At 49.1% G+C, this 25,414-nt stretch carries 26 protein-coding genes; 9 read left to right on the plus strand and 17 right to left on the minus strand.

What is annotated here, in order from left to right; translation table 11 throughout:
- Positions 1-48 precede the first annotated feature (48 nt).
- The 3 genes from XMG59_RS06870 to XMG59_RS06880 all read right to left on the minus strand — a co-directional run bounded on the left by XMG59_RS06870 (position 49) and on the right by XMG59_RS06880 (position 3,792).
- Positions 49-1,224: a YbfB/YjiJ family MFS transporter gene (locus tag XMG59_RS06870; protein WP_371731454.1), complete on the minus strand. Its 1,176-nt coding sequence runs from the start codon at positions 1,222-1,224 to the stop codon at positions 49-51.
- Between the two features lie 79 nt (positions 1,225-1,303).
- Positions 1,304-2,212 carry a DMT family transporter gene (locus XMG59_RS06875; protein WP_173481217.1) on the minus strand — a complete coding sequence of 303 codons (909 nt, stop codon included), beginning with the start codon at positions 2,210-2,212 and terminating at the stop codon, positions 1,304-1,306.
- A gap of 80 nt (positions 2,213-2,292) precedes the next feature.
- Positions 2,293-3,792 carry a CoA-acylating methylmalonate-semialdehyde dehydrogenase gene (locus XMG59_RS06880; RefSeq protein WP_173488672.1) on the minus strand — a complete coding sequence of 500 codons (1,500 nt, stop codon included), beginning with the start codon at positions 3,790-3,792 and terminating at the stop codon, positions 2,293-2,295.
- Between the two features lie 111 nt (positions 3,793-3,903).
- On the opposite strand from XMG59_RS06880, the gene XMG59_RS06885 reads away from it, so the two are divergent.
- On the plus strand, positions 3,904-4,782 hold the full coding sequence (locus XMG59_RS06885; protein WP_173484364.1) for a LysR family transcriptional regulator: 879 nt from the start codon (positions 3,904-3,906) through the stop codon (positions 4,780-4,782).
- A 5-nt stretch (positions 4,783-4,787) separates the two neighbouring features.
- Positions 4,788-5,729: a ketopantoate reductase family protein gene (locus tag XMG59_RS06890; protein WP_173483028.1), complete on the plus strand. Its 942-nt coding sequence runs from the start codon at positions 4,788-4,790 to the stop codon at positions 5,727-5,729.
- Positions 5,730-5,737: 8 nt separating this feature from the next.
- On the opposite strand, the gene XMG59_RS06895 is transcribed toward XMG59_RS06890, so the two are convergent.
- Complete coding sequence (locus XMG59_RS06895; RefSeq protein ID WP_173481213.1) at positions 5,738-5,929, minus strand: hypothetical protein; 192 nt, start codon at positions 5,927-5,929, stop codon at positions 5,738-5,740.
- A 105-nt stretch (positions 5,930-6,034) separates the two neighbouring features.
- On the opposite strand from XMG59_RS06895, the gene purU reads away from it, so the two are divergent.
- On the plus strand, positions 6,035-6,904 hold the full coding sequence (gene purU, locus XMG59_RS06900; RefSeq protein WP_173481212.1) for a formyltetrahydrofolate deformylase: 870 nt from the start codon (positions 6,035-6,037) through the stop codon (positions 6,902-6,904).
- Between the two features lie 9 nt (positions 6,905-6,913).
- Here purU and XMG59_RS06905 read toward each other — a convergent pair whose 3' ends face one another.
- Positions 6,914-7,981, minus strand: a complete 1,068-nt coding sequence (locus tag XMG59_RS06905) for a substrate-binding domain-containing protein (protein ID WP_173483027.1) — start codon at positions 7,979-7,981, stop codon at positions 6,914-6,916.
- A gap of 85 nt (positions 7,982-8,066) precedes the next feature.
- On the opposite strand from XMG59_RS06905, the gene XMG59_RS06910 reads away from it, so the two are divergent.
- Genes XMG59_RS06910 through XMG59_RS06930 form a run of 5 tightly spaced genes read left to right on the plus strand, consistent with a single transcriptional unit; the run spans position 8,067 to position 14,037 of the window.
- Positions 8,067-8,603, plus strand: coding sequence for a formate dehydrogenase subunit gamma (locus XMG59_RS06910; protein ID WP_173498423.1), 537 nt, complete (start codon positions 8,067-8,069; stop codon positions 8,601-8,603).
- Positions 8,596-10,146, plus strand: coding sequence for an NADH-quinone oxidoreductase subunit NuoF (locus tag XMG59_RS06915; protein ID WP_173483025.1), 1,551 nt, complete (start codon positions 8,596-8,598; stop codon positions 10,144-10,146). The genes XMG59_RS06910 and XMG59_RS06915 overlap by 8 nt, the downstream gene beginning before the upstream one ends.
- Positions 10,146-13,004, plus strand: coding sequence for a formate dehydrogenase subunit alpha (fdhF, locus tag XMG59_RS06920; protein WP_173498424.1), 2,859 nt, complete (start codon positions 10,146-10,148; stop codon positions 13,002-13,004). The genes XMG59_RS06915 and fdhF overlap by 1 nt, the downstream gene beginning before the upstream one ends.
- A gap of 6 nt (positions 13,005-13,010) precedes the next feature.
- Complete coding sequence (fdhD, locus tag XMG59_RS06925) at positions 13,011-13,811, plus strand: formate dehydrogenase accessory sulfurtransferase FdhD (RefSeq protein ID WP_217363625.1); 801 nt, start codon at positions 13,011-13,013, stop codon at positions 13,809-13,811.
- A gap of 1 nt (position 13,812) precedes the next feature.
- Entirely contained in the window at positions 13,813-14,037 is a 225-nt protein-coding gene (locus tag XMG59_RS06930) for a formate dehydrogenase subunit delta (protein ID WP_173483023.1), read from the plus strand.
- Here XMG59_RS06930 and XMG59_RS06935 read toward each other — a convergent pair.
- The 8 genes from XMG59_RS06935 to XMG59_RS06970 form a co-directional block, all read right to left on the minus strand.
- Positions 14,014-14,571: a molybdenum cofactor guanylyltransferase gene (locus XMG59_RS06935; RefSeq protein WP_173494909.1), complete on the minus strand. Its 558-nt coding sequence runs from the start codon at positions 14,569-14,571 to the stop codon at positions 14,014-14,016. The two genes, XMG59_RS06930 and XMG59_RS06935, sit on opposite strands and share 24 nt — an antisense overlap.
- A gap of 42 nt (positions 14,572-14,613) precedes the next feature.
- Positions 14,614-16,158, minus strand: a complete 1,545-nt coding sequence (locus XMG59_RS06940) for a cryptochrome/photolyase family protein (RefSeq protein ID WP_173498425.1) — start codon at positions 16,156-16,158, stop codon at positions 14,614-14,616.
- Entirely contained in the window at positions 16,155-16,298 is a 144-nt protein-coding gene (locus tag XMG59_RS12195; protein WP_173481210.1) for a DUF2256 domain-containing protein, read from the minus strand. Before XMG59_RS12195 ends, XMG59_RS06940 begins: the two co-directional genes overlap by 4 nt.
- Complete coding sequence (locus XMG59_RS06950; RefSeq protein ID WP_173498426.1) at positions 16,298-17,602, minus strand: DASH family cryptochrome; 1,305 nt, start codon at positions 17,600-17,602, stop codon at positions 16,298-16,300. The genes XMG59_RS12195 and XMG59_RS06950 overlap by 1 nt, the downstream gene beginning before the upstream one ends.
- A gap of 67 nt (positions 17,603-17,669) precedes the next feature.
- A complete protein-coding gene (locus tag XMG59_RS06955) occupies positions 17,670-18,632 on the minus strand; it encodes an SLAC1 anion channel family protein (RefSeq protein WP_173494912.1) in 963 nt (320 codons plus the stop codon).
- A 57-nt stretch (positions 18,633-18,689) separates the two neighbouring features.
- The gene (gene tsaA, locus XMG59_RS06960; RefSeq protein WP_173498427.1) at positions 18,690-19,370 is read right to left on the minus strand and encodes a tRNA (N6-threonylcarbamoyladenosine(37)-N6)-methyltransferase TrmO; all 681 of its coding nucleotides are present in this window, start codon (positions 19,368-19,370) and stop codon (positions 18,690-18,692) included.
- A 4-nt stretch (positions 19,371-19,374) separates the two neighbouring features.
- A complete protein-coding gene (locus XMG59_RS06965) occupies positions 19,375-20,190 on the minus strand; it encodes an SDR family oxidoreductase (RefSeq protein ID WP_173481206.1) in 816 nt (271 codons plus the stop codon).
- A gap of 60 nt (positions 20,191-20,250) precedes the next feature.
- Positions 20,251-20,949 (minus strand): ComF family protein, encoded by a 699-nt coding sequence (locus XMG59_RS06970; protein WP_173481205.1) that lies wholly within the window; start codon positions 20,947-20,949, stop codon positions 20,251-20,253.
- A gap of 99 nt (positions 20,950-21,048) precedes the next feature.
- On the opposite strand from XMG59_RS06970, the gene bioD reads away from it, so the two are divergent.
- Complete coding sequence (gene bioD, locus XMG59_RS06975; RefSeq protein ID WP_173498428.1) at positions 21,049-21,711, plus strand: dethiobiotin synthase; 663 nt, start codon at positions 21,049-21,051, stop codon at positions 21,709-21,711.
- Here bioD and XMG59_RS06980 read toward each other — a convergent pair.
- From XMG59_RS06980 to xseA, 4 genes are read right to left on the minus strand one after another with little or no spacing between them, the layout of a single operon-like run.
- The gene (locus XMG59_RS06980) at positions 21,700-22,458 is read right to left on the minus strand and encodes an alpha/beta fold hydrolase (RefSeq protein WP_173498429.1); all 759 of its coding nucleotides are present in this window, start codon (positions 22,456-22,458) and stop codon (positions 21,700-21,702) included. The genes bioD and XMG59_RS06980 overlap by 12 nt on opposite strands.
- Positions 22,459-22,461: 3 nt before the next feature.
- Entirely contained in the window at positions 22,462-23,088 is a 627-nt protein-coding gene (locus XMG59_RS06985) for an FKBP-type peptidyl-prolyl cis-trans isomerase (protein ID WP_173481202.1), read from the minus strand.
- Positions 23,089-23,137: 49 nt separating this feature from the next.
- The gene (locus tag XMG59_RS06990) at positions 23,138-23,950 is read right to left on the minus strand and encodes a peptidoglycan DD-metalloendopeptidase family protein (RefSeq protein WP_173481201.1); all 813 of its coding nucleotides are present in this window, start codon (positions 23,948-23,950) and stop codon (positions 23,138-23,140) included.
- A 29-nt stretch (positions 23,951-23,979) separates the two neighbouring features.
- Positions 23,980-25,335, minus strand: a complete 1,356-nt coding sequence (gene xseA, locus XMG59_RS06995; RefSeq protein WP_173481200.1) for an exodeoxyribonuclease VII large subunit — start codon at positions 25,333-25,335, stop codon at positions 23,980-23,982.
- Between the last annotated feature and the right edge of the window lie 79 nt (positions 25,336-25,414).

Below are 25,414 nucleotides of genomic sequence, written 5' to 3' on the forward strand. Positions count from 1 at the left end.
AAAAACGCCAGGCTGCTTAGTTGCAGCCTGGCGTTTTTATTTGGTCATTCACTTCAGGTTATAGCCAATCTTATGCAGGAACAGCATGCCTGCAATCATCACAACCAATGCTCCAAGAAGTGCTCCAAGGTAGGAGCCAGATAGGTCTGCAACGTAACCGGCAAAAATCGGTGCAACGATCTGAGCAACCCCAAAGCTGATGGTCAGTTTTGCCATCGCTTTCGCTGGGTTGTAGGGGAATGCGCGTCCGACAATGGCCAGCGTTAAGCTGACGATTCCGGCAAAGGTGCCTCCCCAACAAGCGGCGGCAATGAAACTGGCCAAACTTTGGTCGGTCACAAGCGGCAAGATAAACGAAATGATTTGAATGATGTAGGCCAATTGCAGGGCTTGTATCTGTCCAATGCGGTTAGCTACCTTGTCCCAGATCAGTGCCGACGGCGCCGCACAAAGCCCCACGATGACCCACACCCAACCACCTTTGCCTGCTAACTGGGGTGTGTTTTGTAAAATATCGATAATGAACGTGGCACTGATCACGTAACCAACACCGGCACAGAAATAGGTGGCGATCAGTAGGTTCATAAACCGTGAATCAGGCTCTTCAGTTTGATTTGACGTACCTGCTTCAAATTTAGGTGGGTAGGGCATCCAAAGCCAAGCTGGAATTAGAAACACAGCGCCCATCAATGCAAGGTCTTGCCACTGTTGATCCCAGCTTAGATCGGCCGAAAATAGGGCTGTGATCAAACCGGTAAAGACAATACCGATGCCCATGCCGATGAAATGGACCCCTAATTGTGGCTTGAAATGATTGGCGCGCAACCAGTTTATGACCAGTCCAGAGGCGAGCAGCAGCCCCGCGGTACTGGAGATGCCAGAGAGAAATCTGAGTATTGACCAGAGCAGGTGATCCTCTGTAAGGCCAGTACCATACGTAGTGACCGTCGCAAGAATTAGATAAAAACGGTAGAGATGAAGTTTTGCTGACAGCTCTTTGATATTCGCCGCTAAGATAGCTCCGACTAAATAGCCGATGTAGTTGTAGGTTGCTAACCAGCCTCCCACTAACTTTGAGAGATCTGTCTGCTCTAGCATTTGCGGTAGCAGAGGTGTGTAAGCGAATCGAGCTATGCCAACCGTCAGGATCATTGAACAGATGCCAGCAAAGATAACTTTGTTGCGCTCAATGATTAAATGTCTGTTTGAATCTGTGCTGCTCACAATGCTCAATTCCTAAAGGTGATCGATCACTCTAATGCGAAAAAGTAGATAAATGTATAAAACCTTTAGTGCATCGATTTTAAGATGCGGAATGCCCATTGGATCTTAGTCGTTTCGATTTACAGAAAACCTTTAACAATAGGTCTGCTCTGGATATGAAAACCGCGAGCAGAATCAACGTGCAACCAAGTAGTTGTGACGCGGACATCGTCTCCTTCAGCCAAATCATACCTAAGATAGCCACCCAAACAGGCTCCAATGTCAGGATCAGAGCACCTCGGCTTGCGGGGCCAAGTTTCAGTGAGTAGGTCTGAACAAAAAAGCGCAGACTGGTCCCAATTAACACACTGGCAAGAAACCAGCCTAGAATCGAGATCTCGGCGTTAATGGTCCAGCTTTCGGTTAATAATGAGATCGGCAACAGAACAGCGCCCGCTGTCAGCAGTTGAATCGACGTCAGTGCTCTTAATGGTGTTTTACCGGCGGCGCGACTATTGATGTTTAGGTAGATTGCAAAAGAGATTGCTGACGCTAAGTAGTACCACTCACCCAAACCAAAGACAAAGTTAGATGTTAAGGTGAGAAAAGCAGCACCGATCACAGCAACCGGCACCGCGAACCAGGCAAAACGTGTGGGTTGGTCACCAAATAGTGGCGCCAAAAGAGGTGCAAAAATGGCACCTAAACTGGTCAGAAACGCGCCGATTCCGATATGAGTTCCGTGGAACAGGCCTAATATCCAAAACCCTAGGCCTGCGGCAAATATCACACCAACCAAGGTCACCCGCGAAAGGTCACGTAAGGTGAAGAGTAACAACTCACTGCGTGCGAACAGGGCAATCAGGAGCCCCGCCAACATAAATCGACAGCCCATGAATAGAATGGGTTCAAGACCTAGCAGAACCTCTTTAGAGAATATCCAGCTAATGGCAGCTAACAGGGAGGCCAGCAGCATGAGTAGGTCAGATTTAAGGTATTGAGGGTTCAATGTGTGATCTCGTAAGGTTGAGTGGATAGCATAAACAAAAAAGACGACCCAAGGGTCGTCTTTTTGTTGCTCAATGAAGATTACTTCATTGTTGGCATTGTGAACTCTGGACCAGCACTTAGACCGGTTGGCCAGCGAGCTGTGATTGTCTTCATGCGAGTGTAAAAGCGAACGCCGTCTGGACCGTGCATGTGCAGTGGACCGAATAGTGAACGTTTCCAACCACCGAAGCTGTGGAATGCCATAGGTACTGGGATTGGCACGTTGACACCGACCATGCCTACTTGTACGTTTTCACAGAAGTTACGAGCCGTGTCACCGTCACGTGTGAAGATAGCCGTGCCGTTACCGTATTCGTGTTCGTTGATTAGGTTCAGTGCCTCTTCATAGCTGTTAACACGAACAACCGAAAGCACAGGACCAAAGATCTCTTCGTTATAGATGCGCATGCCAGGCTTAACGTTATCGAACAGCGTTGGGCCAACAAAGTAGCCGTTGTCATGATCAACCACTTTGAAGTTACGGCCGTCAACGACAAGCGTTGCTCCTTCTTCTACACCTGAATCGATGTAACCCAATACTTTGTCAGCGTGAACACGGCTAACTAGAGGGCCCATGTGTGGCTCTGGTGAAGACATACCGTTGCCTACAGACATCTTCTCGATCTCTGCAGTCATATCTTTGATCAGGTGGTCAGCAACCGCATCGCCTACACAGACAGCAACAGAGATCGCCATACAACGCTCGCCTGCAGAACCGTATGCAGCACCCATTAGAGAGCTAACAACCTGTGATGGCTCAGCATCTGGCATTACGATCATGTGGTTCTTAGCACCGCCAAGAGCCTGAACACGTTTGCCGTGTGCACTCGCTGTTGAGTAGATGTACTCAGCGATTGGCGTAGAGCCTACGAAGCTTACTGCCTGAACTGCTTCATCTGTAAGAAGAACGTCTACTGCCTCTTTGTCACCGTTTACGATGTTGAATACACCATCTGGTAGGCCCGCCTCTTTAAGCAGCTCTGCTAGACGCATAGTCGTTGATGGATCTTTCTCAGATGGCTTCATTACGAAGGTGTTACCGCAGGCAATTGCTACTGGGAACATCCACATTGGAACCATTGCTGGGAAGTTGAATGGGCTGATACCCGCACACACACCCATAGGCATCATCTGACTGTAGCTGTCTACGCCACGGCCAACGTTTAGGCTGTGCTCGCCTTTCTGAAGGTGAGGGATACCACAAGCAAACTCAACAACTTCAAGACCACGAGTTAGTTCGCCTTTCGCGTCAGAGAAGACTTTACCGTGCTCAGAAGTAATTAGCTCAGCAAGTTCATCAGCGTTAGCTTCTACTAGCTCTTTAAACTTAAACATGACGCGAGCGCGCTGAAGTGGAGTCACTTTGCTCCAAGTTTTAAAAGCTTCTTGTGCATTGGCAATCGCTGCACGAGTCTCATCTGCAGTTGAAAGCGCAACCTCTTTAGTTTGTGCGCCAGTCGCAGGGTTGTAGACAGGTGCTGTACGACCTGAGTTTGAAGCGACGTGCTGGCCGCCGATGTAGTTACCTACGATAGACATAGAACTTCTCCTTTATTGGTATGGAGTTATTAGACATCATCATATTTGTTGTAACAATAGAAAATAATTAATGTATGATATATCAAAATTGATAGATCAATTGGGTGGGTTATGCGCAGTTCAACATTTAACTGGGAAGATGCTCGTTACTTTCTTGCCGTTGCTAGGGCAGGGCAGATGGGAAAGGCGGCTGAGAGCCTAAATATCTCGACGATTACACTGTCTCGTCACCTCTCTTATTTGCAACAGAGGACTGGAACTCCGCTCTTTATCCGCCTGAGTAAAGGACTGAAACTGACCGACGAAGGCGTGCGTTTGATGCATTACCTCGAGCGTGCAGAGGCCGAAATAGAAGCAGCCGGCGAAATCTTTGGTAGTGATAGCAGCTCCGTCAGTGGCACTGTGCGTGTCGCAGCGCCAGAGGGGTTTGCGCTGCGCGTGCTGACACCGCAGTTGTCATCTTTTCTTCAGGATAACCCAGATCTAAATATAGAAATTGTTCCTCAGTCACGCGGCTTTTCGTTATCAAGGCGTGAAGCCGATATTGCGGTGATGGTGGGTAAACCAACCGAACCCAAGCTGGACTCTATCTGCATAGGTAGCTATAGCCTTGGTCTCTATGCATCTCAACAATATATTGATCAATACGGTATGCCGGACTCTATTGAGGATTTATCGGAGCATCGTTTGATCGGTTATGTGGAAGACCTTCTTTTTTCGGACAAACTCAATACACCTCGCTCTGTATGGCCTCAGTGGCAATCACAAACAGCAATCTACTCTCCTATTGGTCAGGTTGAAGCAGTTAAAGCTGGTTTAGGTATCGGTATGCTGCACAGGTTTCTACTAAGAGAGAGTGATCAACTGGTACGTTTGACCCCTGAGATTGAGGTACAAAGAGAGTTTTATCTTGTATATCACCAGAGTACCGAGAAGGTACCTCGAATCGGTGCTACCCTCGAATTTATGAAGGGACTAAAAGCTGAGTAGTGTCTATGAATGATGTGATGATTTTAGGAGCTGGCGCACTGGGTGCATATGTCGGTGGGTGCATTGCTGAGGCGGGTTACAGTGTACAACTGGTCAATCGCTCAAGCAGTAATGCTGAAGTGGTAAACGCTCAGGGGCTCAAAGTTGAAACCAGTGATGATACCTTTGTTGTTCACCCAAGTGCGGTGCAGTTAGAGCACGCGTGCGATGCTCGTTTTGTACTGCTGTTCACTAAAACCTACCAAAGTGTAGAGGCTATCAAGGCCATTGAACCAAAACTATCACCTTCATCGATCATAGTAACGCTTCAAAACGGTTTGGGTAATGGTCTGCGAATCGCTGAACATGTTAAACAGTCTGTGATTCATGGCGTTACGATGATTCCCGCAACTCAGGTTGAGCCTGGCTTTGTTCGCTCGCACGGGTTTAGCGATACTTGGTTTGGCCCACTCAATCCGAATGATCAGCATGCGCTTTCTGCAGCGATTGAGTTGGAGAAAATATTAACAGAGGCGGGTATTACCGCTGCCAATGTCGATCAGCCTTTGAACAAGATCTGGCAGAAGGCCTGTTTCAATGTCGCTATGAACGGAGTTTGTGCTTTAACTGATGCCGGCCCGGGTATTGTTAATGACACTAAGGCGTTGAAGCGGGAAGCTCACGCGTTGGCCGATGAGGCTGTCAGCGTCGCGAACGCAATGAATGTGACTGTGGATACAGAGGCGCTGCATAACCTAATCAACTTCGCTTGTGCCGAACACCGCTTTCATCAGCCCTCTATGTTGCAGGACGTGCGGGCGGGCCGCTTAACCGAGGTCGATTCGTTGAATGGATTTGTTGTTGAACAAGCGAAGCGGTTGGGTGTTTCGGTTCCCAAAAATGAGCTAATGACGGCACTCATATTGGCACGCCAGATTTCATCTGAGTTCTGGTCAGGAGTGAAGTAACTGAGTGGCTACAACTCTTTAGGATAGGTGTGAATCAATCGCCAGTAGGTGTATCCAAACAGACCCGTAGCGAGTATTGACCAGAATGGGGCAGCACCCCAAAAGAACCACTCGGCTGCAGCCCAAAGTCCTGTAAATATGACAGTACCGTAGCGGCGAGCTTTGGGTTTGAAAAAAGCTAGGTCATCGTCGCGAATCACAATTTGTATCCTCAGGTGGATTGCATATAAAAATGAAGCGTTTATTCTAAACGCATATTAGATATTCGAGCTAATTGAGTTCGAACTGCACTATTAGGAAACAGCGTGTCTACGTCACATCATTACACACTCAAGGTTGAGTGTCCCGGCCGTACTGGATTGGTGGCCGCAATCACTACTTTTTTAGCGAATCGTGATTTTTTCATTGTCGAAATGAAGCAGTTTGATGACGAGGTGTCGGGTCGTTTTTTCAGCCGTTTAGAGTTTACTACTCACACGCCATTGGATTTAGACCTGATAGCCGACGAGTTTAATCGTGAAGTTGCGGATGCGTTAGAGATGAACGCTCAGTGGCGCAGCGCTAAAGCGCCCATGAAAACTCTGATACTGGTTTCGCAACACGATCACTGTCTGATGGAGCTGCTCTACCAGCAGAAACGTGGTGAGCTCAATATCGAAGTGACAGGCATTCTGTCTAACCACCCAGACCTTGAGCCTGTCGCCAATTTCTACGGCTTAGATTTCGAGTTGTTGCCTACCCTGGAGACAAAACTTGAGACCAAAGCTGCTCGTGAAAAGCGCATTCTGCAAGCGTTCAAAGAGACAGGTTCTGAGTTGGTGATACTGGCTCGATACATGCAGATTCTGTCGCCAGAGCTCTGTTCGGCGTTGGCAGGGCAGTGCATCAATATACACCACTCATTCTTGCCAGGCTTCAAGGGCGCTAGACCCTATTTCCAAGCCTATGATCGCGGTGTGAAACAGATTGGTGCGACCGCTCACTATGTTACTTCTGATCTTGATGAAGGTCCGATCATCGAACAAGAGGTGGGTCGTGTTGATCACAGTTTTGGCCCTGATGACTTGCGAGATATGGGTCGTAACATGGAGAACCTGGCGTTATCCAAAGCCGTTCGTGCTCACACCGAACAGCGCGTCTTTGTTAACGGTCTGAAAACTGTAGTGCTCTCATAGCTTTTCAAATTAGGTTATCGCTGCAAAGAGCTTATCAGTGCTCATTTGGGAGCCTATTCCATCCAACTGGTAACCTGGCAGGGCTTCGATGGCTGAGGTGAGTCCTGGGCTGGTGAGTTGCCCGATAAGTGCTTTAACCGGAGGGTGTTCAAGTCTGTTTGTTTTACAGACTAAAAGGTAGTGCTCCAGCGCAAGCGGGATAAAATCCAACCCGAAGTTTCGTGCCGGAGGTTCTACACCTAAGCCCACATCTGCCATGCCTGATGCCACATAGGCGGCAACGGCTGAGTGTGTGAACTCTCGAGTGGTGTAGCCATTAATCTTTTCCGGGTCCAGTTCTGCGCGATGAATCAACTCATTAAACAGTGCGCTGGTGCCGGAGCCCTCCTGCCGATTGATAAATCGAACATCAGAACGTATTAAATCGTTAAGCGACTTAATCTGTTTAGGGTTCCCTGATTGAACGATCAACCCCTGTTGGCGGGTAATATAGCGAATGACAGTAAGGTCATCACTTAACAGTTGTCGTTTGTGCTGTTCAATCAATTGGCTGCCGCCCACTCCCCTTGGAAGATGAAAGCCTGCAATATCACACTCCCCAGCGATCACAGCACGGATCGCTTGTTCGGCCGGCATGTATTGCAGATTAAGTTCTAGCTCTTCAATGTGTTCTGGGAGTAGTGCAACCGCGTAGCCGTGGCTGGCGTAAAGGCTTAGGATCGGGTTGTGTATCTCTAGCGCTTTATGGATCTCTAAATTCAATTCGGTTGCGAGGTTCTCCATCTGAGGTCCAAGTCTCGCTTGGACTCGCTCTTCGGCCCAAAGCAGTTTTTCCCCCAGTATTGTTAACTTCGCTCCACGACCTTTCTGCATCTCTACCAGAGGTGTTCCAAAAAAATCGGTCCACTGTTTGATCAGGTTCCAGCCGTGTCGGTATGAGATGCCAATCTGTTTAGCAGCGTCTGTCAGTTTCTCTGATTTTTTCAGTGCATGTAAGAGTGCAAAAAGCTGAGGACTTAGTTGCTGTCCGCTGCTGTCGGTAAATGTCCAGTTAGGCTCGACTTTGATCTTGTTCATATGAATAAAAATGCATATTTGTATAGGCTTTAACCAATGATAAGGTTCTTTAAACAAAAAATCAGCCAATATAGTGCGATTAAATATGAATATAAATGCATATTCAGAGGCGTCCTCTCTACCTACGGGTTTTACAACAGAACAGTGGGTTGATGGCGTTGTTTCTTCAATTGAGCAGTTGAAAGATAAGCCAGGCGCGCTGTTGCCTATTCTGCATGAGATTCAAAACGCCGTCGGTTACATTCCGCCTGAGTCGATCGATCTCATAGCGGCTGCGCTCAATCAATCTAAAGCCGATGTATATGGCGTGATTACCTTCTATCACCAGTTCAGAATGACACCGCCTGGGAAATATCAGGTCGAGATCTGTCGAGCAGAGTCTTGTCAGGCTATGGGTGGCCGCGCTTTAGAGGCTCACGCTAAACAAGCTTTGGGTATCGATTACCACCAGACGACCGCTGATGGCGAGATTACACTCGAGCCCGTTTACTGTTTGGGCAACTGTGCCTGTTCTCCCTCTATACGCATTGGCGATCAAACCTATGCTCGTGTCACGCTTGAACAGTTTGACGACCTGATGGATGGGCTTCGCACGCACAACTTGGAGCTAACCAATGGCTAAACTATTTATCCCGCAAGATATGACAGCAAAAGCCTTAGGTTCTGATGCCGTGGCTGATCTTATACTAGCGCTTGCCAGTGCATCAGGGCAGGAAATTGAGATTGTTAGGAATGGTTCTAGGGGCATGTTTTGGCTTGAGCCCTTAGTTGAGATCGAAACGCCAGAAGGGCGTGTTGGATTTGGCCCAGTAACAACTCAACAGGTTGATCAATCACTGGTAAATGCGATCTTGAATGCAGACAAATCTCACCCATTGTCTGTTGGGCTGACTGAAGAGATTCCCTATTTAAAACAGCAGCAGCGTTTTTCATTTGCCAGAGCTGGGTTGGATGATCCACTCTCAATCACATTTTACAAATCCACCGGTGGATTTGTCGGTTTGCGCCAAGCGTTAAATCTATCGGGGCAGCAGATTGTTGATGAGGTTAAAGAGTCAGGATTGCGTGGTCGAGGCGGTGCTGCCTTTCCAACGGGTATAAAGTGGCAAACGGTCCATGATGTGGATGCCGACCCTGGCCAAACGAAGTACATTGTCTGTAATGCGGATGAGGGTGACTCTGGCACATTTGCTGACCGTTTAGCTATGGAAGCGGATCCCTATCAGTTGATCGAAGGGATGACCATCGCGGCTCTGGCTGTGGGTGCTGAACAGGGTTACATCTATCTTCGATCTGAGTACCCTGAAGCGCACCGTATCCTTAATGCTGCGATTAACACTGCAGAGAGCGAAGGCTTCCTTGGCACTAATATCTGTGGATCGGGACGATGCTTCAATCTTGAGGTGCGTCTCGGTGCTAAAGCCTACATCTGTGGTGAAGAGACAGCGCTTCTAGAAAGCCTTGAGGGCAAGCGTGGTATGGTTCGTGCTAAACCGCCACTGCCTGCGATAAAAGGACTCTTTGGTCAGCCAACGATCGTCAATAACGTGCTTACGTTGGCTTCAGTTCCATTTATTCTTCGCGAAGGGGCTAAAGCCTATGCCGATGTTGGCTTTGGTCGTTCAAGAGGGACCCTGGCTTTTCAGTTGGCTGGAAACATTAAACGAGGCGGCCTCGTTGAACTCGGTTTTGGTCCTTCGTTAAAAACACTGTTGGACGATTTTGGCGGCGGTACCTTTACCGGCCGCCCTATGCGTGCTGTTCAAGTCGGTGGTCCTTTAGGAGCCTACCTTCCCGAATCACAATGGGATACGCCACTCGATTATGAATCCTTTGCTGCCAAGCAAGCCGTGTTAGGCCATGGTGGTGTTGTCGTGTTTGATGATCAAGTCGATATGTTGCAGCAAGCACGATTCTCAATGGAGTTCTGTGTCTCTGAGTCTTGCGGTAAATGCACACCCTGCAGAATCGGTTCTACCCGAGGGGTTGAGGTGATTGATCGAATTCAGCAAAACCAATCTCGTGAAGAGAATATGGCGTTGCTTGAAGATCTTTGCGAAACCATGGTGGATGGGTCGCTATGTGCCATGGGAGGAATGACACCCTTCCCCGTTATGAGTGCTGTACGTCACTTCCCTGAAGATTTTGCCAAGGTGGTCCACTAATGACCGTCCAATTTTTTGAAGCCGACAAAGATTACGGGACGCCTAAGCGTCAATCAGACAAAATGGTCTCTCTTTGGATAGATGACTTTCAGGTATCAGTTCCTGAGGGTACCTCTGTTATGCGTGCGGCAGCGGAGATCGGTATACAAATACCCAAGCTCTGTGCCTCTGATAATCTCGAGTCGTTCGGCTCTTGTAGACTCTGTGCCGTAGAGATTGAAGGCCGTCGAGGTAAACTTGCCTCCTGCACGACACCAGCAGAGGAGGGCATGCGTGTTACAACGCAAAATGACGCTCTGGCGAAGTTGCGTCGTAACATTATGGAGCTCTACATTTCTGATCACCCGCTGGACTGTCTGACCTGTCCGGCTAATGGTAACTGTGAGCTTCAAGATATGGCCGGTGCCGTTGGTCTGCGTGAAGTTCGTTATGGATTTGATGGTGAGAACCACCTTGAGGGTGAGAAAGATGAATCAAATCCATACTTCACCTTTGATCCGACCAAGTGTATTGCATGTTCTCGCTGTGTGCGGGCCTGTGGAGAAGTTCAGGGCACCTTTGCGTTAACCATGGGGCATCGTGGCTTTGAATCAAAGATCACCGCTGGCGCTGATGACAGTTTTATGGAATCAGACTGTGTCTCTTGCGGCGCCTGTGTCCAAGCCTGCCCGACCTCTACATTGATGGAAAAATCGGTCATTGATCAAGGTCAGCCTGAACACGCAGTTGTGACTACCTGTGCTTATTGTGGTGTGGGGTGCTCTTTTAAAGCCGAGATGAAAGGTGATCAGCTCATTCGCATGGTGCCTTACAAGGGTGGCGAAGCGAACATGGGACACTCCTGTGTTAAAGGTCGCTTTGCCTTTGGCTATGCAACACACAGTGATCGTGTGACCAAACCGATGATTCGTGACTCAATTGATCAGCCCTGGCAAGAGGTCTCTTGGGATGAGGCGTTCACTTATGCGGCTAACAAGATGCGATCTATTCAACAGAGATACGGTCGTGAAAGTATCGGTGGCATCACTTCATCACGCTGTACTAATGAAGAGACCTATCTAGTACAGAAACTGATCCGCGCTGGTTTTGGTAACAACAACACTGATACCTGTGCGCGTGTCTGCCACTCGCCGACCGGTTTTGGATTGAAAGTGACCTTGGGTGAATCGGCTGGGACACAGACATTTGAGTCTGTTTTGCACTCTGATGCTATTTTGGTGATCGGTGCCAACCCGACGGATGCACACCCTGTGTTTGGCTCGATGTTGAAGCGTCGTGTCCGAGAGGGTGCATCTCTGATTGTGGCAGACCCTCGCTCTACCAGTCTCGTCTCAAGTGCCCACATTAAAGCGTCACAACATCTTCAACTACTTCCCGGAACCAATGTTGCCGTCATTAATGCACTTGCTCATGTGGTGATTACTGAAGGTTTAGAGGATCGTGACTTTATTGCTTCGCGTGTCGATGATGGAAGCTATCAGCAGTGGCGTGAGCATATTTCAGATCCGAAACACGCACCCGAGGCCGTAGCAGAGATTACTGGTGTTGCAGCAGAGACACTTCGCGACGCTGCACGTACCTTTGCCAAAGCTCCTAATGGTTCAATCTACTATGGCTTAGGTGTTACCGAACACTCGCAAGGTTCCACAATGGTCATGGGTATTGCCAATTTGGCACTGGCGACCGGTAATATCGGCCGCTTAGGGGTTGGTGTTAACCCGCTACGTGGTCAAAACAATGTGCAGGGTTCCTGTGATATGGGTTCATTCCCACACGAGCTACCCGGTTACCAGCATGTGTCAGATGACAAGGTCAGAGCGAAGTTCGAAGCTGTCTGGAATGTGTCGCTTGATAACGAACCCGGTCTGCGTATTCCTAATATGTTTAATGCTGCGCTCGATGGTGACTTTAAAGGGATGTATGTGCAGGGTGAAGATATTGCCCAATCTGATCCGAATACGGCTCATGTTGAAGCTGCATTGAAGTCGCTTGAGTGCTTGGTGGTTCAGGATATCTTCTTGAATGAGACCGCCAAATTTGCCCACGTCTTCTTGCCGGGTTCTTCATTCCTAGAGAAAGATGGCACATTCACCAATGCTGAACGACGTATCAACCGTGTTCGCAAGGTGATGAAGCCGCTTGCTGGGATGGCCGACTGGGAGGTTACTCAGGCCTTTTCGAATGCTTTAGGCTACCCAATGAACTACCAGCATCCTTCAGAAATTATGGATGAAATCGCTCAATTAACACCCTCATTTGCAGGTGTGAATTATCAGCGTTTAGAAGAGCAGGGTAGCATTCAATGGCCATGTAATGATCAGCAGCCTGAAGGTACGCCGATTATGCACATGGATAGTTTTCCAATCGGAAAGGCTCAGTTCGCGATCACTGAGTATGTGCCGACTGAAGAGCGATCGAATCGACGTTACCCTCTGCTTCTGACCACTGGTCGAATCTTGAGTCAGTACAATGTCGGTGCTCAGACCCGTCGAACAGAGAACCAGCAGTGGCACCCTGAAGATCAACTCGAGCTCCATCCGATCGATGCCGAGGATCGCGGTATTCAAACAGGTGATTCGGTCAGTATTGCCTCTCGAATGGGCACCACTGTGCTCAAGGCGCTGGTCTCAGATCGTATGCAGCCAGGTGTGGTCTACACGACTTTCCACCACCCAGGTAGCGGGGCGAATGTGGTCACAACTGAAAATTCAGATTGGGCGACTAACTGCCCTGAGTACAAAGTGACAGCCGTGCAGGTTAATAAAGTCACCGGTGAGTCCGATTGGCAGTCTCAGTTTAAGCAGTTTGATAAACGTCAGAGAGACTTCTTGGCGTCAGCGACGGGTGAGAAAGCCTAACCCGTGATGAAGCAGAGTCGAACGCGACAGGTATCCCGATGGCAGGTTAATCAATCTGAGGTTAGCCTGTTTGATGAGGTAGCCGAAGAGATACCCACAGCGCTCGTCTATAACGGGCTCTCTTATGCGGTGATGATGACAACGCCAGCGGATTTTGAGGTCTTTGCCTATGGCTTTTCATTAACCGAAGGGGTTGTGGAGTCGGCTGACGAAATATTGGGTATCGATGTTGAGTATCTGCCTGATTCGGCAGGTGTTTCAATTGAAATTGAGGTGACTCAACGTGCCGCTCGTCGTTTGGGAGAGACGCGGCGTAACCTTGCAGGACGCACTGGCTGTGGCTTATGCGGTGTAGAGTCGATACAGCAGGCGATTCGACCTATTGCAGCTGTATCCCAGACAGTCAATGTTAACCCTGAATCGATCGACTTAACGGTTCAGCATTTGCAGTCACATCAAGCGCTGCAAACAGCAACCGGGGGAGTGCATGCTGCTGCATGGTGTTCTCTGTCGGGTGAGATCTTAAGAGTGTTTGAAGACGTTGGGCGTCACAATGCGATGGATAAACTGGTGGGTTATCTCATGCAAACAGGCGCTGAAGTGGAGAACGGATTTGTACTTATTTCCAGTCGAGGGAGTTACGAAATCGTTCAGAAAGCGGCCGTCATTGGCATTGCCCAGCTGGTTACTCTATCAGCTCCCACTGATCTTGCTTGTCGTCAGGCCGAGGCGGTTGGGATTCGTTTGATCGGTTTTGCTCGCCCCGGACGACAGGTGCAGTACACAAAGTTGAATAAGGAAATTTAGAATGTCACAGCATCAATTGGCATCGATGATCGAGATGGTTAATCAAATCGCCGCCAATATCACTTCTGGAGAGTCTCAAGATCAGGTGGCTGAGAAGGTCTCTGTGCACTTAAAACGCTTTTGGTCACGCGGTATGAAAGAGCAAATTTTTGCTTATCTAGAGGCGGATGGATCTGAACTGTCACACGCAGCGAAAGCCTCTTTAGAGCGATTGAAAGCGCTCTAATATCTCCTGCCACTCCTCTGGCGTATTGGCATTGAGTAGCTGTTGCTCGTCTATGCAGGGGATAGAGCGCTCTTCTCTTTCAGAAAAGAAACGCTTGAGAGAGAGTCTTTCACCCTCAACAAGTCGCTGCGTCAGTCCATCGATAAGAGATTCAGGATTCCAAATAAAGATGGGAATGTAGAGATCATCGAAGTGGCTAGTGCACTGATGGGTAAACCCCGCATCAATGAGTCGACTTAACTCGCTGCGTTGCATTAGTGGCAGATCAACGGGTATCACTAAGGTTGGCCGTGATGAGTCTTCAGCCAGTGCTGCATGTATGCCACCTAGAGGACCGGAGTCTTTAAACTGATCTTGTATATGAGCTGGATTGTCATCATTTCGGCAAACCCTTACTTTACCTGCCCCACATTCAGATAATAGCTGTTGGGCACGCGCTAACAGCGTTTCTCCATCCAGTGTCAGTAGAGCCTTATCAGCCCCCATTCTTGATGAGTGACCGCCGGCTAGAATGACTCCATTGAACTTATGCATCTTGCTCATCTTTCTAAAGGTTGCGAGGTCGTTTAGTTTACCCTAGAGCTCATTTAGGTTCTGCAAATAGTGCTCGGCTGTTTGCAGAATCTCTGACTTCTCCTCTTCAGGCTTTTTATCCCAGTTACGATAGACCATCGCGGTGCGTGGGTTGTTGCTGAAACGGCTGGCGTGGCGATGTTGGAAGTGCCAATAGAGGCTATTGAATGGGCAGCTGTTATCCCCCGAGCGTTGTTTCACATCGTAGTGACACCCTTTGCAGTAGTCGCTCATTCGATTGATGTACTGGCCTGATCCTGAATAGGGTTTGGAAGCTAGCAAGCCGCCGTCGGCAAACTGACTCATACCGAGGGTGTTGGGCATCTCTACCCACTCAATGGCGTCGATGTAGATGCCTAGATACCAGGCATCAACCTGTTTAGGATCAATGCCAGCCATTAAACAGAAGTTCCCTATAACCATCAGTCGCTGAATGTGGTGCGCGTAGGCGTACTCCAGTGACTGATCAATGCACTGGTGCATGCAGTTCATTTTGGTCTTACCATCCCAGAAAAAGTCGGGGAGATGCCTATCTGCATTCAGGGCATTCATGCTGGGGTATTCAGGTAGATTGATCCAGTAGATGCCACGAACAAACTCGCGCCAACCTAGAATCTGCCTGACAAAGCCCTCTATCTGAGCAAGATCGATACGTTCGGGTTGCTCGCGGTATGCTTGAATGGCTCGCTCAATCACCTGTGCCGGTGAGATCATTTTACAGTTCAGAGCGAAGGAGATTCGTGAATGGTAGAGACTCCATTTGTGCTCCGAGTTCGCCGTCATCGCATCCTGGAATTTTCCAAATAGAGGTAGGCAGTGAGTGCAGAAAAACTCCAGCAACTCCAGCGCTTCACTTCGTGTGATTGGCCAGACAAGTTGTGTGCCCATCTCACCAAAGTAGTTGATGCCGTGTCGATCTAAACGGTTTCGAATATCTTCTGTGTTGTGAGCAAACACCAGTGGTTCTGGAATGTCCGCAAGATCCGCTTTTTTAAACGCTTTTTGGTTCTCGGTATCGTAATTCCAACGACCGCCTTCGGGCTCTTTGCCCTGCATAAGGTAGCCATGTTTAACCCGCATGCGCCGGTAGAAGGCCTCCATACGGTGTCCAGTATTAGGTTTAAACTCTTTGCTGATCGCTTCAAATGGCAGTAGGAAGTGCTCGGTGTCGAACTCACGCAGACCGGTCCCTTCTGGTAGTGATAGGTTGCGACACTGTTCAAGAAGACGTATCTCATCAGGTCGCTGATACTCAATCTGTGTAAAACCGTGGCGTTTGATCAAATGGTTGATCAATGAGTCTAGGGATTCAAAATCGGCGGTCTCATCAAGCGTTAAATGAATGACCTGATGACCAGCGCTTTTAAGAGCCTCGGCAAAGCGCTGCATCGCCATAAAAAAAGCGGTGATCTTTTGCAGATGGTGTTTAACGTAGTTCTGCTCTTGGTGCAGTTCAGCAATGAGGTAGGTAACTTGGTCTGATTTGTCACGAAACCAGCTGTGTTTGGCGTTGAGTTGGTCGCCGAGTACCAGTCTAAGGGTGCTCATCGCTGTTGCTTAGCCTCGCGTCGACAGCGCTCCGAGCAGTACTTCACCTGCTCCCAATCGCGCTCCCACTTTTTGCGCCAGTTGAAGGGCTTTTGGCACTGCTCACAGATTTTGCTTGGTAGATTGAGTTTGTGGTGCATTATTTCATCTCGATGGGCCAGTCGTGGTAGTCGACACGATCGATTGGCAGCATCATCTCTTCACCGCCCCAACGCTGTATAAATAGCCCCTCAGGGTCATAGGTATGTGTCTGCTTCGCCAGATTGAATTGTCGATGGCCGCGCGGGTCTGCACCAACTCCACCTAAGTACTGCCAGTTCCCCCAATTACTGGCCAGATCAAAATCGATCAGCGCCTCTTCAAAGTAGGCCGCACCGTAACGCCAGTCAATGCCAAGCTCATGCACTAAGCAGCTCGCCACCAGCTGTCTGGCGCGATTGGATTGATAACCCGTTGCTTTCAACTGACGCATGGCAGCGTTGACGATTGGGTAGGGGGTGGTGCCTTCAATCCAGGACTTCATTCGTTCTGGGTAGAAAGAGGTTAAGGGCTTACGATTAAATGGCCCAGTCTGGTGATAGATCTTGTTGCCCCACTTGTGGGCATACCACTGGAAATAGTCACGCCACAGCAGTTCAAAAAATATCCAGTAGGTCGAGTCATTTGCAACCACATCTTCCTCATAACGATTCAGCCTCTCAATGATGCGCTTGGGTGACAATACCCCTAGCGCTAACCAGGGACTGAATTTAGTCGAGCACGCCCACTCATCCAGACCATTCCTAGTCTCCTTGTAGGTGGCGGGTAGATCACTGGAGAAATAGTGTTCGAGATGGTCTAACGCGCTCTGCTCAGAACCGTTGAAGGCATTCTCGCTAGAGCAATCAATGTTGAATGTGGAACCCTGTTTATCGCCGAGAGGAGGTAGGCTGTCAGGTTCAGCAATACGGGCATCAACCTCGATCGACTCTATCTTCTTTCTAAAGGGGGTGAAGCTATCCGGCAGTTCCGCTAGGGCAAAGGGAAGTTGTCGCTCACCGTAAAGAGTGTGCGTCTCTAACACTGTTATCACTAGGTGCGGAAAGCGTGATGCGATCTCTTTAAGAGCGCTCTGCTCATAGCTGCCAGTGTGTCGAGAGGTGACTAAATGCTCGACTTGATCACGTAAAATGACCTGGCTTAACGCTTCGACGTAATCGCTTTCAATCACTTCTAACGCCTGGTTCAGCAGGCTAAGTTTGCTGTGCAAGCTTGACAGTGCTTGGTTTAAAAACTGTTGGCGATGCTTACCGATTCCTTTGAAACCAAATCGATTGGTGCGCTTATCCCTGGGGTGTTGGATGAAGAGACAGGTTAGCTGTTCGCTGTTACGGGCTTTATTAAAGACGGGGTTGTCATCAAGGCGTAAGTTGTTGGTGAACCAGAGCAGTGTGTGTCGATACATGGGGCGATCCTATGGTTGAATCTTTGATACGCACTGCTCTGGGCTTTAGAGCACGGAGTGACTGGAATCAATCGGGTTGGAAAATAGATCCTTTGATAGCCGCTTTGACCGTTTTGACAATCAACACCGTTAGCAAAATAGAGACCAGTGTCAGCATCAGGTGGCTCAATGTTTGGAAGAAGAGAGTCTGGCTCTGCTCAAACATGATCAGTGTGCCAATGGTGAAGGCTGCAATTGGGAAAGAGTAGGCCCACCAAGAGACAAAGAAGGGGATTCTTGCAAAACGTGGAAGCTGCGACACAAGTAGCAGAACCAAGAACATCGCCGCGTAGTAGAGGATGTGTGCAAAGTTATCGACAACGCCCTGATTGAGCTTCAAATAGGCAATAAATCCGACCGCGGGCGGCGCGATCATGATAAACAGTGTCGGCAGTAACTTCTCTGGGAGTGGCTCGTGAAAAATGATGCGGTTAAAAACTAATACCTTTAACACAATCCAGTAGACTATTCCGATCGCAAAGAAGAACCAGCTGACCTCGGTAAAGCCCAGCGTAACCCCGCCAATGGGTGCAATGATGTTGCCCACAATCGGGATGAACCAAGCAGGGGTCGTGTGTTGTACCTGCCAGCGAGCGTGGTGTATCCATTGATTCATCAAATAGAGCGTCAAGATCAGTTGGATTGAAGCGCCCATCCACCATACGGCCGTTGCCAGAGGTGTCATGATCTCCGCCATTGCGACCGCGATCAGCATCAAACCGATGGAAAAAGCAGGGAAGAAGCTGATTTTGATGGGGTGATTAAACTCGGCAATCACCTGATGAGCATGACGGCGCATCTTTAATAGGTAGCTGATTGCCAGTGTTGCTAATAGAACGGCCGTAATCACTAACAGTACTTGCCACACAAGGTTAGTAATACCTAGAACCTCAGAGGCTTTTTTCCAAGCGAGGGTTAAGCCACCCATTCCCATTACCGTTGCGAACAGAGCCACCGGCATATGGGCTAGACGAGATGTCACATCATTCATTGTTTAATCCTGTGAAATTAGATGGATCTAATATAAGGGCTAACCTTAATGGCAACATTAAGATTGATCAATTGCTATCACCTCTATGGCATCTCTACTGATCGAAAACTGAATGTTGAAGCGCTCCAAACTGATTCCGTAAATACGTGTCTCATCAGAGTGAAAGGCTGGTCTAGGATCTTGCCTTAAGACCTCTTCAATGAGTGTCGATAGTTGTGGTTCTTTAGAGATAACCTCTAAGGCCTGATCAGAAAATTGAATAGGTTGTTGCAAGGGTTCGGGCTGTTCCATGCCGGGGTAAACGGCATCTGGCACTGAGTCGGAGTAGGGGATGTAGGGTTTGATATCAAAGACCGGGGTGCCATCGACAAGGTCGATGCCGGACAGATTCAGGTGAACCCCTTGGTTTGTATTGATTGAGTCGAGTTTCACAACCGATAACCCCATAGCGTTAGGTCTATGTGTGCTGCGTGTGGCAAACACGCCTAGCTTCTCGTTACCACCTAAACGGGGTGGTCGAGTTAAAGGCTTCCAGCCGGCATTCAGGTTCTCACTGAACTGAAAAATCAGCCAAACGTGAGAGCAGTTCTCTAACCCCCTAACGGCATCAGGGTCGTTGTAGGGTGAGACTAGCTCCAATACAGCTTGCGCGGAGGGCGCAAGGCCAGGCTGGCGCGGTGCGCCAAACTTCTCTTTGAATGGTGTTTTGATGAAACCGATCGGTTCAATACTGTGCATTCAGTTACATCTCTTCAATCGGTCTATCAGGAACGGCAGCGTCATCGTAGGCCCCCCAAATGGTTTGATCGAACTGAATGACGGATCCCGTCATCATGCCGCTGTCCTCTGAAGCCATCCATAGCACCGCTTTAGCGACCTCATCAGTCTGAAGAATTCTGCCTGCCGGAAGGGTGGCTGCTTTCCGATCAATAAATGAATCATCCCCCGTCTCTTGAGCGATCAGCTCTCGCTCGTGATCAGAGTTCATCCAGCCTATATCGAGCTGATTGACGCGAATTTGGTTTCTTAACAGGGCATAGCCAGAGTTTCTGGTGAGTGTCGCCAAGGCACCTTTTGATGCGCAGTAGGGGGATAGAAAAGGTTGTCCGGCATGTTCTGACATCGATCCAATGTTGATGATGGCTCCTTTGATCTTCTCGCGAATCATCACTTTGACACTCTCTTGCATGAGAAAGAAGGGCGCCTTTGTGTTGATGGCGAACATTTGATCGAACAGTTCTGGAGAGGTCGTCAGTAGGTTGCCTCTATCCGTTAATCCTGCCGCATTCACCAATAGATCAACCCGTCCAAACTGCTGATCGGTCTCGGCCACAATGTTGCGAACCTGGTCTATTTGATCGAGTTCAGCCGCAACAAAATGGGTTTTAATGCCATACTGTTCCGCGATCTCTGAAGAGACCTGTTTGCCTCTGATCTGGTTGCGGCCGGTGATAACAATTCCTGCTGCGCCTGCTTGGGCAAATTGGTGTGCGATGGCTGCGCCCAAGCCTTGAGTGCTGCCTGTAATGATTGCTACTTTTCCATCGATACGGTTCATCAATCTGTCCTAGTTTGATACTGACATCACCATACTGTTAAGAAAGGTTTGTGAAAAGTCTTATCGTCCTGGCGTTCTACAAATACTAATCGCTTCAATGTAAACCGTACCCGCTGCTTTGAGTGCTTCAGATGCTCGGTCAAAGGTGGTGCCGGTGGTATGAATATCATCGATCAATAGGACGTGACTGGGCGCTGGCTGATTGCAGTAGAAGGTCGAACCTAAATTGGTTTTACGTTCTGCACGATTGAGTGAGGCTTGATGGTCTGTTCGACGCTTTTTTTGAAGGGATTGTCGATCAAGGGGGAGCTTTAAATAGCGACTCAAATGTTGGGCAATGATCTCCGCTTGATTAAAGCCACGCAGTGCACAATCGATTGGGTGACTGGGTATCGGTATCAGTGTGGGTTGGGTGCCGAATCGAGAGAGATCGATCTGCTTTGCCAGCAGCTGGCTCATCCAGAAAAGGGGCTCTGGATTCTTTCCCTGTTTGATCTTCTGGAATAGCTCTCGCATGGGGAACTGGTAGATCAGTGGTGATTGTGCGGTATCAAAATGAAACCACTCGCCATAGCAGTCTGGGCAGGATTCGTCTGGTTGATTAAGAGGGTAAGCGCAGACCTGGCAGGGGGTGCTGTTTTTAGCAAGGTCTGCAAAGCAACCCAAACAGAGTGGCTCATTGAACGGTTTGCTTAGTCTGCATAATGGACATTTTGCTGAGTCAAATAGCCACTCAACGATCGACTCTATCTGAAACATCAGTCTGGCCTCCTTGCCTATGATAAATTTAGTTTAGTCAGCGTTTTTAACTCTGTAAAATAGTCGCTCAAACTTAATCTGAAAGGGGCAGTGCGCGGTATGAAGCAGCGTTTTTTTGTGACGGGCACTGAGGTCTCTTCACCCGTCAATGAATTCAGTTGTGCGCTTTTAAAGCAGGCTAATCAGAAAGGGTTTAGCTCTCTGGGTCTTAAGCCAGTAGCGACTGGCTGCAGTGATGTGGATGGAGAGTTAAAGAGTCAAGAGGCGCTAAATTTAATGGCTTGCTCCTCTATTGAGCTCTCCTATTTTCAGGTCAATCCTTTCTCGCTAGCCGCAAATGCTTCGCCACACATTGCTGCTGAGATGGCGGACGTTAGAATGAGTGCTGATCGAATTAAGGCCTACATGAGCGGCGCACTAATGCGTTCGGTCAACCTGGCATTGGTCGAGGGAGTCAGTGGATGGCGGGCGCCAATCAATGATCGCGAGTCGATGGCTAGCGTCGCCCAGGCTTTGGGCTTTCCAGTGATATTGGTCGTCAGTCTAAATGAGAATGCGATCAATCAGACCTTGTTAACTCTGGAAGCTATCCGTCGTGACGGTCTCACTTTGGCCGGCTGGGTTGTTTCGCATATTCAGAGTGAGGTTGAACAGCAGTCTGTGGATTGGTTACATCGAGTAGTACCGGCGCCTTTGTTGGGGGCTATCTCTTCAGAGGTCGGTGAATCAGATGAGTTAGATCTGGTACAGTTAGGATTGTAAAAACCGCTCAACGATTTTTGTAAACAGCGCAGGCTTCTCTGCATGTGGCCAGTGCCCAGTTCCTTCGATGATTCTTAGCTGTACTTTGGGGAAGCGTTTAACCACCTCGTTTTGGTATTCAGGTTTGATGTAGTCTGATTCGCTGCCTTTGATGAAAAGGGTTGGGCCTAGGTATTCACCCTCACTCATTGGGCTTGCGATCTGATCATACTCGCGCTCAAGTGCCTCTAAGTTCATTCTCCAATCAAAGCCCGCCTCGGTGCGATAGAGGTTCTTCAGCAGAAATGCTCGGATACTGGCGCTGTCAATGTGTTGACTTAGGTGTTGATCAGCCTCAGTTCGGCTTTTGATCGCGTTCAATGGGACCTGTTTAAGTCCTTTGAACACATCTGTGTGGTGGTGAGGGTATTGCACGGGGGCAATATCAACCACGATTAATCGTGAGACTCTTTCGGGTTGGTTTAGTGCTAGCTCCATGGCGATCTTTCCGCCCATAGAGTGTCCTAGCAGATTAAATTGCTGTAACCCCAGTTGGTCAGCCAGTGCCAGGACGGAGTCTGCAAAGGTGCTGTAGTTAAACTGATCAACCTGAGGAGAGCGGCCATGGTTAAGCATGTCGGGAGCGATGATATCAAACTGCTGTTGCAGTGCTTTGATGGGACCGCCAAGATTTTCCCAGCTGCCGAATAGGCCGTGTAACATCAAAAGCGGTTCACCAGAACCGCTTCGATGAAAGTGCAAGCTCATCGCTTACAGAACGTCCAGTAGCTCAACGTCGAAAAGAAGCGTTGAGTAAGGAGGGATGCCACCCGGAGAGCCTTGCGCACCGTAGGCTAGATTGTAAGGGATGAATAGGCGCCATTTAGAGCCTTTAGGCATCAATTGAAGGGCTTCAGTCCAACCTGCGATTACACCCGTCACTGGGAATTCGATCGGTTGACCGCGCTCGACAGAGCTGTCGAAGACAGAACCGTCTGTGAATGTGCCGTGGTAGTGAACGCGTACTTTGTTAGCCGTTGTTGGCTTCTCAGCATCCGCATCACCTGCCGATAGGATTTCGTATTGCAGACCCGATTCAGTCACTGTTACTTCATCACGCTTTGCGTTGTCGTCTAGGAACTGTTGGCCAGCAGCCGCTTTCTCTTTGGCTTCTGCTTCTTGTTTAGCGCGTAGGCGTTCAGTCAGCTCGTTGAATGCCGCTTGTAGATCTTCTGGTTCTACGTGCATCGCTTCGCCGGCGAAAGAGGCTTTAAGGCCAAAGGCAACTGCGTTGATGTCTACGCCGTCAAAACCGTTTTGTGCCAGTTGGTCACCCATCTGACGACCAATGCCGTAGCTGGCGCGCTGTTCAATTGTTTCTAATGTAATGTCGCTCATGATTATCCAAATGTTTCGTTTAAGAACGGCGCGCAGGGTAACATATTCGTTACTGTTGAACGAATAGCAGTGGGTCTACGCGTTGGTTATTCAGACTCACGCCCCAGTGTAGGTGGGGTCCCGTCACTCGTCCGGTGGCACCTACCAGACCGATCTGTTGTCCCAGATCGACTTGATCACCGACTTTAACGTCAATTTTGCTCATGTGGCAGTACATGGTGGATAGGCCATGGCCATGGTCGATGATCACGGTATTGCCATTGAAGAAGTAATCTCCTACGGCGGTTACTTTGCCTTTAGCCGCTGCTTTAATCGGTGATCGATCGGGTGCAGCAATGTCCAGTCCAGAGTGGGGTGCACGAGGCTGATCATTGAAAAAACGTTTAAGTCCAAAGGCGCTGGAGTAGGGGCCTTCAGCAGGCATAGCCAAAGTCAGTATTGGGTCTTCGTTTTTGGTAAACAGTTTGTAGGCGCTCTTTTGCTCAGCCGACTCTCGTTTCCAACGTGCAACCTGTTTGGGGTCGGGTTCGACGTATTTACGCTGCTTAATCTTCAAACGCTGTTCTGGATAGGCTTTATCGTCTAATTGAAAGGTTAGAGTCTTGCCACTGAATTTGAGCTCCTGTGCTTTGCCAACGGTTGCCTTAAGGCTAATGCCGGCAACGGCAGTCCACTGTCCCTCTTGATCGACAACCATCACTCGGTAACCGTCATACGTCACTTCAGGTGCAGGTTCGCTGCTGGGCAGGCCTAGGTCTACGATGGCGATACCGCCCGGTACACGAGACTCTGTGGGCAGTGCTTTTGCAGTTAGGCTGAATAGAGCCAGTGACAGTGTCATCAGAAACAGGGGTAATCGCATACTCTCTCCCTTAATTATTAGTGTGCTTATCAATCGTTGGTTTCGGTGTGGATATCTGTAACCGTTGATGTGATGGAGCCTTTTTGCAGTCGAATATTGATACTCTGCCCGGCCTTAACTTGGCGTGAATCGCGTATCACCTCGTGCTGATCAGTCGTCGCCAATGCATAGCCACGCTCAAGCGTCGCTAGCGGGCTAATGGCCTGAAGGCGGCCCACCTTTTCAGCCAGCTCCAGCTTTCGTCGATCAATTTTACTCTTCGTAAGACTCTCTAACCGACTCATCAGTTGTTTAACCTGTTCCTGATGAGCAGTAAGAGTTCTACTCGGATTGAGACGACTAAGCTGGCTTTGGTTCTGATTGAGTTGGCTGCGTTTGTCGCGCATCAATCGGTTCATCGCGCTGTGCAGTCTCAGCTCCAATTCGTCACTACGCTGAACCTGTTCGCGGATACGCTCTCCGGGGTGTCTAAGCCGCTGTTGTAGGCTCTTTAACTGTGCCTGTTTTGCTGACAATAACCAATCAAACCGCTGTTTAAGAGCGCGCTCAGCTCGATTGATGTTGGCTAATATCTCTGCGCCATTGGGGCTGAGTAATTCGGCTGCTGCTGACGGAGTAGGGGCTCTTAAATCCGCCACCATGTCGGCGATGGAGAAGTCGACTTCGTGCCCGACCGCCGAAACGGTCGGGATGTTTGAGTTGGCTAGACTGAGCGCAACGACCTCTTCGTTAAAGGGCCAGAGATCTTCAAGCGAACCGCCACCGCGACCCACAATGAGTACATCCGCGATCCCTTCGCGGTTTGCCAGTTCAATCGCCTTAACAATTTGCCCAGTGGCTTCATTGCCTTGAACCGCCGTTGGGTAAAGTCTGACGGGTAGTCCAGGGTAGCGACGTTTGAGTACCGTCAAGATGTCGTGAATCGCTGCTCCAGTGGGGGAGGTGATCACGCCTATGCATTTAGGGTGTTCAGGGATCGGTTTTTTGCGGTCCGCTTCAAATAGCCCTTGCGCTTGCAGTTTTAGCTTTAGTTTTTCGAATAGGACTTGGAGTTGCCCTTGGCCATCTTGCTCCATAGCGCTACAGATCATCTGATAGTCGCCACGCCCTTCGTAAAGACTCACGCGTCCGGTGACAACCACCTGGTCACCCTCCTTGGGGGCAAAGTTCACCCGCAAATTGTTACCACGGAACATGGCGCAGCGAACCTGAGCTTTCTGATCTTTAAGGGTGAAGTACCAGTGGCCAGAGCTTGGCTTGGCTAAGTTGCTGATTTCGCCAACGACCCTGATCGAAAGAAACGAGTTCTCCAACAGCGATTTTACCTGCTTGTTCAGTTCGCTAACTGCGATGGCTGTTCGATTTGAAGAGGTTTGAACATTCATCCGGTCATGCTAGCGGTTGTTGCTTCTTTTTAACAGAAAAAATCCTATTGTGCGGCGCAGAAAAAAGGGTGAAAAATGC

Source organism: Marinobacterium sp. xm-g-59 (assembly GCF_013283315.1).
In the GTDB taxonomy this organism is placed as follows: Bacteria; Pseudomonadota; Gammaproteobacteria; order Pseudomonadales; family Balneatricaceae; genus Marinobacterium_E.